This is a genomic window from Pseudacidovorax sp. RU35E, assembly GCF_900156165.1.
GTDB lineage: Bacteria > Pseudomonadota > Gammaproteobacteria > Burkholderiales > Burkholderiaceae_C > Xenophilus.
The window spans coordinates 320337-334597 of sequence record NZ_FTMY01000003.1 but is presented as its reverse complement, the minus strand read 5'-3'; the positions used below and the strand labels follow the sequence as shown (position 1 = coordinate 334597).

Annotated in this window: 12 protein-coding genes; 10 read left to right on the top strand and 2 right to left on the bottom strand. The window is 66.3% G+C overall.

The genetic code is table 11. The annotated features are described in order from the left end of the window. Window positions 1-161: 161 nt before the first annotated feature. Both BXA03_RS07055 and BXA03_RS07050 read right to left on the bottom strand, forming a co-directional pair. Window positions 162-638, bottom strand: coding sequence for an acyl-CoA thioesterase (locus BXA03_RS07055; RefSeq protein WP_076505469.1), 477 nt, complete (start codon window positions 636-638; stop codon window positions 162-164). 41 nt (window positions 639-679) lie between these two features. Further along, entirely contained in the window at window positions 680-1588 is a 909-nt protein-coding gene (locus tag BXA03_RS07050; protein WP_076505467.1) for a LysR family transcriptional regulator, read from the bottom strand. 123 nt (window positions 1589-1711) lie between these two features. On the opposite strand from BXA03_RS07050, the gene BXA03_RS07045 reads away from it, so the two are divergent. The 10 genes from BXA03_RS07045 (at window position 1712) to BXA03_RS07000 (ending at window position 14221) form a co-directional block, all read left to right on the top strand. Then, window positions 1712-2935: a 3-hydroxybenzoate 6-monooxygenase gene (locus BXA03_RS07045; protein WP_076505464.1), complete on the top strand. Its 1224-nt coding sequence runs from the start codon at window positions 1712-1714 to the stop codon at window positions 2933-2935. 118 nt (window positions 2936-3053) lie between these two features. Beyond that, on the top strand, window positions 3054-3755 hold the full coding sequence (locus tag BXA03_RS07040; protein WP_076505463.1) for a fumarylacetoacetate hydrolase family protein: 702 nt from the start codon (window positions 3054-3056) through the stop codon (window positions 3753-3755). 63 nt (window positions 3756-3818) lie between these two features. Next, window positions 3819-4961, top strand: coding sequence for a cupin domain-containing protein (locus tag BXA03_RS07035; RefSeq protein ID WP_076505461.1), 1143 nt, complete (start codon window positions 3819-3821; stop codon window positions 4959-4961). Between the two features lie 50 nt (window positions 4962-5011). Next, a complete protein-coding gene (locus tag BXA03_RS07030) occupies window positions 5012-5992 on the top strand; it encodes a Bug family tripartite tricarboxylate transporter substrate binding protein (RefSeq protein ID WP_234983621.1) in 981 nt (326 codons plus the stop codon). A gap of 154 nt (window positions 5993-6146) precedes the next feature. Beyond that, complete coding sequence (locus BXA03_RS07025) at window positions 6147-7121, top strand: Bug family tripartite tricarboxylate transporter substrate binding protein (RefSeq protein WP_076505460.1); 975 nt, start codon at window positions 6147-6149, stop codon at window positions 7119-7121. Window positions 7122-7235: 114 nt separating this feature from the next. Continuing rightward, window positions 7236-9080 carry a type I restriction-modification system subunit M gene (locus BXA03_RS07020; protein WP_076505458.1) on the top strand — a complete coding sequence of 615 codons (1845 nt, stop codon included), beginning with the start codon at window positions 7236-7238 and terminating at the stop codon, window positions 9078-9080. Next, window positions 9077-10393, top strand: a complete 1317-nt coding sequence (locus BXA03_RS07015; protein WP_076505457.1) for a restriction endonuclease subunit S — start codon at window positions 9077-9079, stop codon at window positions 10391-10393. The genes BXA03_RS07020 and BXA03_RS07015 overlap by 4 nt, the downstream gene beginning before the upstream one ends. 22 nt (window positions 10394-10415) lie before the next feature. Continuing rightward, window positions 10416-12533, top strand: a complete 2118-nt coding sequence (locus tag BXA03_RS07010; RefSeq protein WP_076505455.1) for a DUF4357 domain-containing protein — start codon at window positions 10416-10418, stop codon at window positions 12531-12533. Between the two features lie 42 nt (window positions 12534-12575). Beyond that, on the top strand, window positions 12576-13724 hold the full coding sequence (locus BXA03_RS07005; RefSeq protein WP_076505453.1) for an ImmA/IrrE family metallo-endopeptidase: 1149 nt from the start codon (window positions 12576-12578) through the stop codon (window positions 13722-13724). After that, window positions 13724-14221 carry a DUF4411 family protein gene (locus BXA03_RS07000; protein WP_076505451.1) on the top strand — a complete coding sequence of 166 codons (498 nt, stop codon included), beginning with the start codon at window positions 13724-13726 and terminating at the stop codon, window positions 14219-14221. The genes BXA03_RS07005 and BXA03_RS07000 overlap by 1 nt, the downstream gene beginning before the upstream one ends. Window positions 14222-14261 lie beyond the last annotated feature (40 nt).

Genomic DNA, 14261 nt, shown 5'->3' with positions numbered 1-14261 from the left:
CAACCCGGACGGGCGGCGGAAGCGATGCAAGTCGTTGTTTCTAAAAGACTTTTTTGAACTCGTCGGCGCACAACCCGGTCGCTGCCGGACTGCGGGCGGCAGGCGCGTCCGGCGCGCCGGACGCGTTGTCCCGGGAAAACCCTAGGGCGGCGGTGCGCCGCTCAGTCCGCAGCGCCGCTCAGGCTGGGTGGCGGCGCGTCGGCCACCTTGCGGGCGGCGTCCAGGTGGGCGCGGGCCCGCTCGGCCAGGGCGATCTCGCCGGGGGTCTTGGGCAGGTAGGCGTCCACGGGCAGCGGCCGGCCGTGCGAATCGACCGCGACGAAGACGATCAGGCATTCGGTGGTGCGGACCATCTTGCCGCCCTTCAGATCACCGCTGCGCACCTCGACCGAGATGTTCATGCTGGTGCTGCCGGTGTAGGCCATGCGGGCCTCGACCTCGACCAGGTCGCCGATCATGATCGGGCGGTGGAAGCGGATGCTGCCGATGAACACCGTGACGCAGTAGTTGTGCGACCAGCCCGTGGCGCAGGCATAGCCGGCCTCGTCGATCCACTTCATGACGGTGCCGCCGTGGACCTTGCCGCCGAAGTTGACGGTGCTGGGTTCGGCCAGGAAGCGCAGGACGATGGAGGACATGGCGGCAAGTCTCGCAGGTGACAGTGGAGTGGAGCCGCGGATTATCCGGGTGCCGCCCCGCCGCCGAACAGCTGCGCCAGCGTGCGCCGCAGCCAGGCGTTGCCGTCGTCGGCATGGAAGCGCGCATGCCAGTGCTGCTTGACGGCATAGGCGGGCAGCGCAAAGGGCGGCTCGATCATGCGCACGGGCTCGTGCGTGGCCAGGATCTGACCCAGCACGCGCGGCACGATCACCACCAGCTCGGTCTGCGCCACGATGCGCGCCACGCCCAGAAAGCTGGACAGCCGCACCGCCACCTTGCGCTCGATGCCCGCGCGGGCGATGGTCTTGTCCACGATGGCATGGCCCGTGCCCGACGAGGCGATGACCGCATGCGACTCCGCCGCGAAGGCCTTGCGCGTCAGCTTGCTGCCGATGCGCGGATGGTCCTGGGCCACCAGGCAGACGAAGTTCTGGCGGAACAGCGTCTGGCCATAGAAGCCGGCCTCCAGCTGCGGCATGAAGCCCACGGCCAGGTCCACCTCGCCGTCCTCCAGCCGGCGCGCGCTGGCGGCGGAGACGATCTCGGTCTCGACCTGCACGCCGGGCGCTTCGCGGCCCAGGTGGTCCAGCAGGCGCGGCAGCAGCACCACCTCGCTGATGTCGGTGAGGCAGATGCGAAAGCGCCGCTTCGCCGTGGCGGGGTCGAAGGCCTCGCGGCTGGCGCGGGCCCGCTCGATCTGCGCCAGCGCCTCGCGGAGGGCGGGCTGGATCTTCTGCGCATGCGGCGTGGGCTGCATGCCCAGGGCCGTGCGCTCGAACAGGCGGTCGTCGAAATGCGCGCGCAGCTTGTTCAGCGCCGTGCTGGCCGCCGCCTGCGCGATGCCCAGGCGCTCGGCCGCCTTGGAGACGCTGGCGGTCTGCCAGACCTCGTCGAACACCTTGAGCCATTCCAGGTCCAGCTTGGACATGCGCGCACCCCACTATCGAAAAACGCGATGCCGAGTATCGGCCACAGTGCTTGAAGCAATAGTGGGGTCTGCGAACAATCCGCGGCGTTGACAGGCATCAATGCAGAACAGCCGGAGACAGGCATGGCACCCACCGCATCCCCACGCGCAAGCACCTCTTCCTCAGCCTTGCCGGTCCTGGTGGCCGGCGGCGGCATCGGGGGCATCGCCGCCGCGCTGGCGCTGGTGCGCCGCGGCTTCGACGTGATGGTGCTGGAGCAGGCCGCGCAGCTGGGCGAGATCGGCGCCGGCATCCAGCTCGGGCCCAATGCCTTCGCGGCCTTTGACGCGCTGGGCATCGGCGAGATCGCCCGCGGCCGCGCCGTCTACACCGACGAGATGGTGATGCACGACGCGCTGGACGAGACGCTGGTGGGCCGCATCCCCACCGGCGAAGCCTTCCGCCAGCGCTTCGGCAACCCCTATGCCGTGATCCACCGCGCCGACGTGCACGGCTCGCTGCTCGAAGGCGCCCACGCCACCGGCCGCGTAGAGATCGCCACCGCCACGCAGGTGCAGCGCATCGCGCAGGACGACGAGGGCGTGACCGTGGTCAGCAGCGATGGCCGGACTTTCCGCGGCTGCGCGCTGATCGGCGCGGACGGCGTCAAGTCGGCGGTGCGGCGGCAGTACGTGGGCGACGACGCCCGCGTGTCGGGCCATGTGGTCTACCGCGCCGTGGTGGACCGCGCCGACTTTCCACCCGACCTGCAGTGGAACGCCGCCAGCATCTGGGTGGGCCCCAACTGCCACCTGGTGCACTACCCGCTGCGCGGCGGCGAGCAGTACAACGTGGTCGTCACCTTCCACAGCCGCGAGCAGGAGGAGTGGAGCGTGCGCGAGGGCAGCCGCGAAGAGGTGCAGAGCTACTTCGAGGGCATCTGCGCCCGCGCCCGCCAGCTGATCGACCTGCCGAAGGACTGGAAGCGCTGGGCCACGGCCGACCGCGAGCCCATCGGGCAGTGGGTCTTCGGCCGGGCCGCGCTGCTGGGCGACGCCGCCCATCCCACGCTGCAGTACCTGGCGCAGGGCGCCTGCATGGCCATGGAAGACGCCGTGACGCTGGGCGAGGCCCTGCGCGTGAACGACAACCAGTGGGACAGGGCCTTTGCGCTCTACCAGCGCTCCCGCGTGGCCCGCACGGCCCGCGTGGTGCTGTCGGCGCGCGAGATGGGCCGCATCTTCCACGCCAAGGGCGTGGAGCGGCTGGTGCGCAACGACCTGTGGAAAGGCCGCACGCCGGAGCGCTTCTATGACGCGATGGAGTGGCTGTACGGATGGACCGAGAAGAACTGTCTCGCGTCATGAAGCCGTGCACGCCGCACCGCCGCACGAACCCTCTCCCGCTGGCGCTGAATAACGCCCAACCGTTCGCGCTGAGCCTGTCGAAGCGCCGCCCCTACCCCTTCTCTCCTCGCCTCACCCCATGACAGACTACCTCTGGACCCCGCCCCCCGTCGCCTCCCTGCCCGTGCGCGGCGACAGCCGCCGCCTGCCGGTGAACCGCCTCTTCTTCGTCGGCCGCAACTACCACGCCCATGCGGTGGAGATGGGCCGCCCCGTCGACAAGTCGGTGGAGCAGCCCTTCTACTTCACCAAGGCGCCCTCCACGCTGGTCGAATCCGGCGCCACCGTGGCCTACCCGCCCGGCACGCAGAACTTCCACTTCGAGATGGAGCTGGTGGTGGTCATCGGCGCCGCGGGCTTCCGCGTGGCGCGCGAAGACGCCGGCCGCCTGATCTACGGCTATGCCTGCGGCCTGGACATGACCCGCCGCGACCTGCAGCTGGTGGCCCGCGACAAAGGCCGTCCCTGGGACCTGGGCAAGGACGTGGAGCAGTCCTCCGTCTGCTCCGAGGTCGTGCCCATGGCCGGCACCATCCTTACGCAGGGGGAGATCGCGCTGCAGGTCAACGGCGAGACCAAGCAGAAGTCCGACCTCGACAAGCTGATCTGGAACATCCCCGAGCTGATCGAGGACCTGTCGAAGTACTACCACCTGCAGCCCGGCGACCTGATCTACACCGGCACGCCCGAAGGCGTGGGCCCGGTCCGGTCCGGTGACCGCATTACCGGCCACGTGCAAGGCGTGGGCGAGATCGCCCTGGCCATCGGCCCCGCGGCATGATGGCGGCCGGCGCGCACTGACCGCCCTTCCCCCGGCGCAACCACTCCAGGAGACACGCATTCCATGTCTGCCGTGATCGACACCCTTCCCTCCCCCGTGCGGCTGCAGGCCGTGGCCGCCCCCGGCCAGCCCGAGCCCACGCCCGCCCTGAGCCAGCTCTACCGCGGCTTCGAGGAAGAGCTGCTGGTGCCCCTGTGGACCCAGATCGGCAGCCTGATGCCGCCGCATCCGCGCAGCAAGGCCGCGCCGCACCTGTGGCGCTGGGAGCGGCTCAAGCAGCTCGCGGCCGAGGCTGGCCAGCTGGTGCCGGTGGGCCGCGGCGGCGAGCGCCGGGCCATCGCGCTGGCCAACCCGGCCCTGGGCGGCCAGCCCTACGCCACGCCCACGCTGTGGGCCGCCATCCAGTACCTGATGCCGGGCGAACACGCGCCCGAGCACCGCCACACGCAGAACGCCTTCCGCTTCGTGGTCGAGGGCGAGGGCGTGTGGACCGTGGTCAACGGCGACGCGGTGCGCATGGCGCGCGGCGACTTCCTGCCGCAGGCGGCGTGGAACTTCCATGCCCACCACAACGCCGCCACCGAGCCCATGGCCTGGATCGATGGGCTGGACATCCCCTTCGCGTACTACACCGAGTCGCAGTTCTTCCAGCATGGCCGCGACCAGTTGAGCGAGGCCGAATGCGGCACGCCCGAGCGCTCGCGCTCCGAGCGGCTGTGGGGCCATCCGGGCCTGCGCCCGCTCTCGCAGCCGGCAGACACGCCCGCCACGCCGCTGCTGGCCTACCGCTGGGCCGACACCGACCGGGCCCTGGCCGACCAGCTGGCGCTGGAGGACGAAGGCCACCCCGGCGTGCTGAGCCCCGGCCATGCGGCCGTGCGCTTCACCCACCCAGGCACCGGCCGCGACGTGCTGCCCACCATGCGCTGCGAGATGCACCGCGTGCGCGCCGGCGGCCGCACCCGCACCTGGCGCGAGGTCGGCGGCTCGGTCTATCAGGTCTTCGAGGGAACCGGCAGCGTCACGGTGGGCGACAGGACCTGGCGCGTGCACCGCGGCGACCTCTTCGTCGTCCCCTCCTGGCAGCCCTTCTCGGCCACGTGCGACGCGCAGGCCGCCTCGCTGGACCTGTTCCGCTTCGGCGACGCACCCATCTTCGAAGCGCTGAACCAGTACCGCATGCAGTTCGACGAGTCCCCGACCTAAGTCGGCGCGCGCCACTCCCCTCTTCACGACAACGACCCCGGAGACATCCTTTGAAATTCCTGCTCCCCGCCCTGGCCGCCGGCCTGGCCACCACGTTCGCGGCGTCCGGCGCCTTCGCCCAGGCCACCGACTACCCCACCAAGCCGGTGACCATCGTCACGCCCTTTGCGGCCGGCAGCGGCCCCGACGCCGTGCTGCGCCTGGTCAGCGACAAGCTGGGCAAGCTGTGGAACCAGCGCGTGACCATCGACAACAAGCCCGGCGGCGGCGGCTTCATCGCCATCGACGCCGCCCGGCGCGCCCAGCCCGACGGCTACACGCTGATCCAGTTCGACAGCGAGCACCTGGCCGCCCTGCCGCACCTGTACAAGTCGCGCAACTTCGTGACGCTGCAGCACTTCGACCCCGTGGCTGCCCTGTTCCGCACGCCCTTCTTCGTGGCCGTGAGCAGCGAGTCGAAATGGAAGTCGATGAGCGACCTGATCGCCGAGGCCAAGGCCAAGCCGGGCCAGATCACCTATGGCTCCTGGGGCGTGGGCAGCCCGGGCCACCTGGGCGGCCAGCAGCTGGACGCGCTCACCGGCACGCAGATGAACCATGCGCCCTACCGCGAGGTGTCGCAGCTCTACGCCAACGTGGGCACGGGCGAGGTGCCCTGGGCCTTCGCCAGCATCCCGTCCAGCCAGGGCATCTACAAGGCCGGCAAGCTCAAGTACCTTGCGGTGGCCGCCAAGAAGCGCGTGCCGCAGATGCCCGACGTGCCCACCATGGCCGAGTCGGGCGGACCGGCCGAGCTGGAGGTCAACTCCTTCGTGTCGCTGCTGGCGCCCAAAGGCGTGCCGGACGCGGTCAAGAAGAAGATCAATGCCGACGTGGCCAAGGTGATCGCCGACCCCGAGATCCGCGCCCGCTTCGACACCTTCGCCTTCGAGCCGCTCAACTGGTCGCCCGAGGAGATCGCGCGCCAGGCCGAGATCAAGTCCAAGGTCTACGGCGAGCTGGTGCGGCGCGGGAACATCAGCCTGGATTGACGGGCGTCAGGGGCGGACGGGGCCAAGCCCCGATCCGTCCGCGCCGAGCTTGGCCCGTCCTGAGCCTGTCGAAGGGTCGAAGTGCCGCTGCAGCCATCGCGCAGGCGCCCTAGACTCGGCGCCTCTTCAGCTTTCCGGCACCTGACCGATCTCCATGTCGATTGCACGCAGAACCCTTCTCGCCACCGCCTGTGCCCTGCTGGCCGCTGGCGGTGCGCAGGCCCAGCAGGCCCCGGCCGCCTGGCCCACCAAGCCGATCCGCCTGGTGGTGGGCTTTCCGGGCGGCTCCACGCCCGACATCGCCGCCCGCGTGCTGGCCGAGCCGCTGGCCAAAGCCCTGGGCCAGCCGGTGGTGGTGGACAACAAGCCGGGCGCCTCCGGCAACATCGCGGCCGACACCGTGGCCAAGGCCACCGACGACCACACGCTGGGCATCGTCATCAACGGCAACCTCACGTCGTCGAAGATGCTGTATTCCAAGCTGCCGTACGACCCGGCCAAGGACTTCAGCTACCTGTCGCTGATCGCCACCGCGCCGCTGGTGCTGGTGGCCAGCAACGACATCCCCACCGGCAAGGATTTCCTGGCTGCGGCTCGCGCCTCGGGCACGAAGTGGAACTACGGTTCGGTGGGCGTGGGCTCGGTGGGCCACCTGGGCATGGAGCTGCTCAAGAACCGCGTACCGGGCATGGACGCCACGCACGTGCCCTATGCCGGCAACCCGCAGGTGGTGACCGCCATGATCGGCGGCCAGTTGCAGCTGGCCCTGGTGCCGCCGGCCATCGCGATTCCGCAGGTCAAGGCCGGCAAGCTCAAGGCCATCGGCCTGACCAGCGGCCGCAGCACCCTGGCCCCGGAATACGCCCCCCTGGCCGACATCGGCGTGCGCGACTTCAACCTGGAGGTGTGGACCGCCCTGCTCGGCCCCGCCAGCCTGTCGCCCGAGGCCAAGGCCCGCATCACGAAGGAGATCGCGGTCATCATGAAGAACCCCGAGGTGCGCCAGCAGCTGTTCGACAAGGGCTGGCAGCCGGTCGGCACCTCACCCGAAGGCATGCGCCTGCGCGTGCAGGACGAGGCGGCGATCATGACCAAGATCATCCAGGCGCGGGGGATCAAGCTGCAGTAAGAGGCCCGCCGCGACGCAGGGGCCGCGAGCGCCTCGCTCCTGCGTTCGGCCAAGTCCATTCCTAGGGAGGCGCGGCACACTAACGCCTTTTTGGCTGCCCCGCTTTCCCGACCCATGACGCCCCAGGCCCTCTCGTCCTTCATCTGGTCTGTCGCCGACCTCCTGCGTGGCGACTACAAGCAGTCCGAATACGGCCGCGTCATCCTGCCCTTCACCGTCCTGCGCCGGCTCGACTGCGTGCTGGAGGCCACCAAGCCCAAGGTGCTCGCCGAAAAGTCCCTGCGCGAAAAGATGGGCATCAACCCCGAGCCCTTCCTCAACCGCGCCGCCGGCGGCCTGGGCTTCCACAACGCCTCGGACCTGGACCTCACCCGGCTGCTGGGCGACCAGGACAACATCCGGCAGAACCTCTACAGCTACGTCAAGGCCTTCTCGCCCGAGGCCCGCGACATCTTCGAGCGCTTCGACTTCCATGCCCAGGTGGAGCGGCTGGCCAAGGCCAACCTGCTGTACCTGGTCACCGAGAAGTTCGTCGGCATCGACCTGCACCCCGACGTGGTCGACAACGCCAGCATGGGTCTGGTCTTCGAGGAGCTGATCCGCAAGTTCGCCGAAATCTCCAACGAGACCGCCGGCGAGCACTTCACGCCGCGCGAGGTCATCCGCCTGATGGTGAACCTGCTGTTCATCGAGGACGACGACGTGCTCACGCCCGGCAATGCCGTGGTGCGCACGGTGTACGACCCCACGGCCGGCACCGGCGGCATGCTCTCAGTGGCCAGCGAGCACCTACTGGGCCACAACCCCCAGGCCCGACTGACGCTGCACGGCCAGGAGCTCAACGACGAGAGCTACGCCATCTGCAAGGCCGACATGCTGATCCGCGGCCAGCCCGTGGAGAACATCGTGGCCGGCAACACGCTGAGTGACGACGGCCACGCCGGCCGCAAGTTCGACTACATGCTCTCCAACCCACCCTTCGGCGTGGAGTGGAAGAAGGTCGAGAAGGTCGTGCGGCAGGAGCACGAGCAGAAGGGCTTTGCCGGCCGCTTCGGCCCCGGCCTGCCGCGGGTGAGCGACGGCTCCATGCTCTTTCTGATGCACCTGGTGGCCAAGATGCGGCCCGCGCAGGACGGCGGCAGCCGCTTCGGCATCGTGCTCAACGGCTCGCCCCTGTTCACCGGCGGTGCCGGCAGCGGCGAGAGCGAGATCCGCCGCTACGTGCTGGAGAACGACCTGGTGGAGGCCATCGTGGGCCTGCCCACCGACATGTTCTACAACACCGGCATCTCCACCTATGTGTGGGTGCTGTCGAACAAGAAGCCACCCACGCGCAAGGGCAAGGTGCAGCTCATCGACGCCAGCGGCTTCTGGCAGAAGATGCGCAAGTCGCTGGGCAGCAAGCGCCGCGAGATGAGCGACGCGCACATCGACACCGTCACCCGCCTGTTCGGCGACTTCGCCGAGGCCGAGCAGGTGAGCGTGCTCGACGCCCGCAATCAGCCGGTGGGTGAGCCACAGCTGCTGCGCCTGGGCGAGCCCCTGCCCGAGGTGCCCGAAGGCGGGCGCCTGCGGCGCGTGCCGATTGCCCGCCTCTTCCGCAACGAGGACTTCGGCTACACCACCATCACCGTCGAGCGCCCGCTGCGCGACGAGGCCGGTGCCGTGGTGCTGGGCCAGAAGGGCAAGCAGAAGGGCAAGCCCCAGCCCGACAGCGCCCTGCGCGACACCGAGAACGTGCCGCTGGGCGAAGACATCGACGCCTATTTCCAGCGCGAGGTGCTGCCCCATGCGCCCGATGCGTGGATCGACGCCGAGAAGAGCAAGGTGGGCTACGAGATTCCCTTCAACCGCCACTTCTACGTCTTCGAGCCGCCGCGCAGCCTGCAGGCCATTGATGAGGAATTGAAGACGGTGGCGGCCAGCATCATGAAGATGTTGGGGGAGTTGGCGGAATGATGTTGCCGCAGTATCCGGAATACAAGAACAGCGGCATAGATTGGCTCGGAAAAGTGCCAATCCATTGGATGCTTGCAAAGCTCAAGCACATCGCGCGCTTTACCGGGGGAGGAACACCCAGCCGAGAGAAGCCTGAATACTGGAACGGCGCCATTCCGTGGGTCTCGCCTAAAGACATGAAGGCCGAACTCATAGAGGACGCCGAAGAACACATAACAAGAACTGGACTTGAGAACAGCACGGCAAGTCTGATCGCGCCGGGCCAAGTGCTAATAGTCGTGCGCTCAGGCATCCTAAAGCACACCATTCCCGTGGCGACCAACGCGGTCACAGTTGCGCTCAATCAGGATATGAAGGCGCTCAATTTCGATTTCGGCACCTGTGATTCCAAGTTCTTCCTGCGGTGGGTCCAAGGGTTGAATGACCGCCTTTTGCTCTCATGGTCAAAGGAAGGGGCGACGGTTGAGAGCATCGAGCATCAGTACCTCGTCGAGACGCTCGTGCCGCTTCCTCCGCGGGAAGAGCAAGTCGCCATCACTACTTTCCTTGACAACGAAACTGCCAAGATCGACGCGCTGATTGCCGAGCAGGAAAAGCTCATCACCCTGCTGGCCGAGAAGCGTCAGGCCACTATCTCCCGCGCCGTCACCCGTGGCCTCGATCCAGATACGCCGATGAAAGATTCTGAGGTGCCATGGCTGGGCGAAGTACCCGATCATTGGAATGTGGTGCGATTAGGCACGTTATTTCGTGAAGTCGATGAGCCAGGAAATGCAGATCTCCCAGTGTTGAGCGTTTCCATTCACGATGGAGTATCCAACAAAGAACTAGACGAAACTGAAATGGAGCGGAAGGTTTCAAGAAGCGAAGATCGTTCCAAATACAAGGCCGTTGCACCCGACGATTTGACCTATAACATGATGCGCGCATGGCAAGGCGGATTGGGTGCAGTTGAGGTTGCAGGGATGGTTAGCCCAGCTTATGTCGTCGCACGGCCAATAAAAAGTAATTTTTTGACTCCGCATGTCGAAATGCTACTCAGGACTTCTCAGGCAGTAACTGAGATGAAGCGATATTCGAAAGGAATAACCGATTTTCGGCTTCGCTTGTACTGGGACGAATTCAAGAAAATTTCCGTCGCTATTCCGCCGAAGAGCGAGCAAATGCAAATTTCTGATTTTCTGGTCGGCGAAGTTCGCAAGTTCAATGCTTTGAGTGAAGAAGCGGAAAGAGCAATTGCATTGCTCCAAGAACACCGTGCAGCTCTAATTTCTGCCGCCGTCACTGGCCAGATCGACGTACGCGCTGCGTAAAGCAACAAGACTCGACATAAACATGACCTCTACGCTTACCGCCAAGGAGCAGTCGCTCGCCAAGATCTTCAGTGACGACTACGTCTTTACGATCCCCGGCTACCAGCGCCCTTATGCCTGGGGCCGCGACCAAGCACAGGAACTGTTGGACGACCTGTTGGACGCGCTGGCCTCGGCGCCTGCGCAGCTCTCCGAGGCAGCACCTTATTTCCTCGGCAGCATCGTGCTGATCAAGGCCGAGGGCGTGGCAGAGGCCACCGTGGTGGACGGCCAGCAGCGACTGACGACGCTGACGCTACTGCTTTCGGCCATTCGGACCACTGTGCAGGATCCAGCGGTCCAAGCGGGCATCACCAAACGCATATACGAACATGGGGATGTGGTTTCGGCAACGCAGGCTCGCTACCGCCTGTTGCTGCGCGAGCGAGATCGCGACTTCTTTCGCCAGTACGTGCAGCACGAGAACGGCCTGCAGGCGATGGCCCAGCTCCACACCGTTCTGCCCGACGCGCAGGCGCGCCTGCGCGCCAATGCGCAGGTGTTAATGGATGGATTGGCCAAGCTGGATCAGCCCGATCTGGTGCGGCTGGTCCAATTCGTCATTACGCGCTGCTATCTGGTGACGGTCGCGACTCCTGACCTGGATTCGGCCTATCGAATCTTTGGCGTGCTCAACAGTCGTGGCCTCGACCTCAGCGCTACCGACATCCTCAAGGCCGAAGTCATCGGCGGCATTGAACCTGCGCTGCGCGACGCCTATACAAAGAAATGGGAGGACGAAGAGGAGGACCTGGGTCGTGACGAGTTCGGCGACTTGTTCAGCCATATCCGCATGGTCTATCGAAAGGCCAAGCCGAAGGGCACGCTGCTGAAGGAGTTCAAGGAGCATGTGACACCACTCGAACAACCACGCAGCTTCGTGGACGAGGTGCTGCTCCCGATGGCGCAGGCTTTCGCCGAGCTTCGCGACGCGGACTATGCCAGCACGCACCATGCCGAACGGGTGAACGAGCATTTGCGCTGGCTAAACCGATTGGAGTCCCAGGATTGGGTACCGCCCGCACTGAGCTTTTTTGTGCGGTTCCGTGAGCAACCCGAGTCGGTATTGCAGTTCTTCCGCGACCTGGAAAGGCTGGCGTATTCGATGTTGGCGCGCAAGGCTGGCGCCAACGATCGCATCGAACGCTTTTCGGCCCTCACGAGCGCTGTCGAGGCGGGTGAAGACTTGTGGGCCGCCACATCGCCGCTGCAGCTTTCACCCGAGGAACAGCACCAAACCTACGTGGCGCTGAGCGGGCCCCTGTACGAAACGCAATCGCCGCGCGCGCTTGCCCTTTTGCTGCTGCGCTTGGACCACCTGATGTCCGACGGCAGCGCCAGTTACCAGCATGAGGTGGTATCGGTAGAACACGTCATGCCGCAGCAACCGGCCCCCAATAGCCAATGGGTGGGGTGGGTGCCCGACAAGGCCGTGCACCAACTGTGGGTTCACCGGCTTGGCAACCTCGCGCTTCTTAGCCGCAAGAAAAACAGCTCGGCGAGCAATCGTGATTTCGAGTGGAAGAAGTCCGCGTATTTCACGAAGGGCGGCAGCACGGCCTTCGCCCTGACGACACAAGTGCTTCAGTTTGCGGATTGGACCGTTGCAGTTATGCAGCAGCGCCAAGATGCAATGCTGGCGAAGCTGGAGACGCATTGGCGCCTGCAAGACCGCAAGAGCAGGGCCGCCCTGGCAGAAGCACTATTCACCGAGCTTGAGGGCGCTGGAAGCGCCGTCGTCTTCGAACTGGAAAGCTCGCGCCACGGGCTTGCCGCCACGGCGCAGGAGGATGGCAAGGCATTCGTCGTATTGGCCGGCTCCCAGGCCAAGCTCGACTGGTCCGGGCAACCTCATTCCTATGAGGAACTACGAGAGAGGCTGCGTGCCTCCGGTGCATTGAGGCTGTCCGAGGATGGAAGTCACCTGGTTTTCGCGGGCGATACGCCGTTTAAGAGCCCAAGCGCCGCGTCGGCGACGGTATTGGGCCGTACGGACAACGGCCGCAATACTTGGCGACTCAAGGGCACCTCCATCACCTACGCCGCTTGGCAGGACAACCTACCTGTCAGTGAACCAGCGACAGGGCGGTCGGGGTTGTGATTCGGCCCTCATCAGCTCGCTCGCTGCGATAACCTCGACGGAATGCTCCGCGTCCCCGTCCAACCCGCACTCTTCGCTTGGGCACGCCAGCGCGCCCGGTTGGATGTGTCCACGCTGGACGCGCGCTTTCCGCAACTGGCGCGCTGGGAATCGGGCGAGGCGCAGCCCACCTTGCGCCAGCTGGAGCAGTACGCGCAGGCCACCCACGCGCCTCTTGGTTTCTTTTTCCTCCCGGCGCCCCCGCAAGAGACCCTGCCCATTCCGGACTTCCGGACGGTGGGCGCCGGCGTTCCGCGCGTCAGTGCCGACCTGCTGGATGTGATCTACGCCTGCCAGGCCCGGCAAATCTGGTACCGCGACGAAGCCATGGTCAACGGCGAAGCGCCGCTGCCTTTCGTGGGCAGCCTGAACACGGCCACGCCGCCCGCAGAGGCGGCCCGTGCCATCCGTCAGCACCTGGGCTTCAGCGTTCAGGCACGAAGCGAGTGCCCCACCTGGACTGAAGCCCTGCGCCTGTTCATCGCCCAGGCCGAGCAGGCCGGCGTGATGGTGATGGTCAGCGGCGTGGTGATGAACAACAACAACCGTCCGCTCGACCCGCAGGAGTTCCGCGGCTTTGCGTTGTCCGACGCGATTGCGCCCCTGGTGTTCATCAACGGCGCGGACAGCAAGTCGGCCCAGATGTTCACGTTAGCGCACGAGCTGGCGCATCTCTGGCTGGGGCAGACGGCCGTGTCGGATGCGCCGCTGGCCGAGACGCCACCGCATGCCGTGGAGACATGGTGCAACCAGGTGGCCGCCCAACTGCTGGTGCCGGACGAGGACTTCCGCGCGGTCCTGCTGCCCGGTGAGGCGCTGGAGACCGCACTCAAACGGTTGGCCAAGCACTTCAAGGTCAGCACCCTGGTGTTGCTGCGCCGCATGCGCGACGTGGGATGGCTGGACCGTGCCACCTTCTGGGCCGCCTATCGGGCCGAAGAGGCGCGGCTGCAGGCGTTGGCCGCCCGCAGCGCGGGCGGCGGCGACTTCTATCGCACCACCGTTGCCCGTGTCGGCCGACGTTTCGCCCAGACCCTGGTGGCCAGCACCCTGGAAGGCCGCACGCTCTACCGGGATGCCTTCCGCATGCTGGGCATCGTGAAGCCGGGCACCTTCAACGAGCTGGGGCGGACTCTGGGGTTCCCGACCTGATGGCCTACCTGCTGGACGCCAACGTGTTCATCCAGGCCAAGAACCTGCAGTACGGGTTCGACTTCTGCCCGGCGTTCTGGGACTGGCTGACGCATTCGCACGCTGCCCACAAGTTGCGCAGCATCCGCCAGGTCGGCGATGAGCTGTTGGCTGGGGCCGATGAACTGGCTGACTGGGCCGATGTGCAGGGCGACGCATTCTTTGTTCCGACCGATGCCTCGGTGCTGGCTGCGGCGCCGGCCGTCAGTGCGTGGGTCTTGCAACAGGGTTTCGAGCCGGCGGCCATCAACACCTTCCTGCAGGTCGCCGATTTCTGGCTCATCGCTGCAGCCTTGGCCGGCCATCACACCGTGGTGACGCATGAGGTTCCGTCTCCCACGCTCAAGCGCATCAAGATCCCCAACGTGTGCGTCGGCTTGGGCATCGGCTTTGCAAACCCTTATCAGATGCTGCGCCGGGAGCAGGCGCGCTTCGTTCTGGACCAAGGAGCGCCGTGAGAAAGCTACCGCACGTGGAGCCGGTTGTGGGCTCTGAGGC

Coding starts and splice junctions, on each gene's coding strand:
- BXA03_RS07000 (WP_076505451.1), top strand. CDS start 13,724: ATGGCCTACCTGCTGGACGCCAACGTGTTCATCCAGGCCAAGAACCTG.
- BXA03_RS07040 (WP_076505463.1), top strand. CDS start 3,054: ATGACAGACTACCTCTGGACCCCGCCCCCCGTCGCCTCCCTGCCCGTG.
- BXA03_RS07035 (WP_076505461.1), top strand. CDS start 3,819: ATGTCTGCCGTGATCGACACCCTTCCCTCCCCCGTGCGGCTGCAGGCC.
- BXA03_RS07050 (WP_076505467.1), bottom strand. CDS start 1,588: ATGTCCAAGCTGGACCTGGAATGGCTCAAGGTGTTCGACGAGGTCTGG.
- BXA03_RS07045 (WP_076505464.1), top strand. CDS start 1,712: ATGGCACCCACCGCATCCCCACGCGCAAGCACCTCTTCCTCAGCCTTG.
- BXA03_RS07015 (WP_076505457.1), top strand. CDS start 9,077: ATGATGTTGCCGCAGTATCCGGAATACAAGAACAGCGGCATAGATTGG.
- BXA03_RS07020 (WP_076505458.1), top strand. CDS start 7,236: ATGACGCCCCAGGCCCTCTCGTCCTTCATCTGGTCTGTCGCCGACCTC.
- BXA03_RS07010 (WP_076505455.1), top strand. CDS start 10,416: ATGACCTCTACGCTTACCGCCAAGGAGCAGTCGCTCGCCAAGATCTTC.
- BXA03_RS07025 (WP_076505460.1), top strand. CDS start 6,147: ATGTCGATTGCACGCAGAACCCTTCTCGCCACCGCCTGTGCCCTGCTG.
- BXA03_RS07055 (WP_076505469.1), bottom strand. CDS start 638: ATGTCCTCCATCGTCCTGCGCTTCCTGGCCGAACCCAGCACCGTCAAC.
- BXA03_RS07005 (WP_076505453.1), top strand. CDS start 12,576: ATGCTCCGCGTCCCCGTCCAACCCGCACTCTTCGCTTGGGCACGCCAG.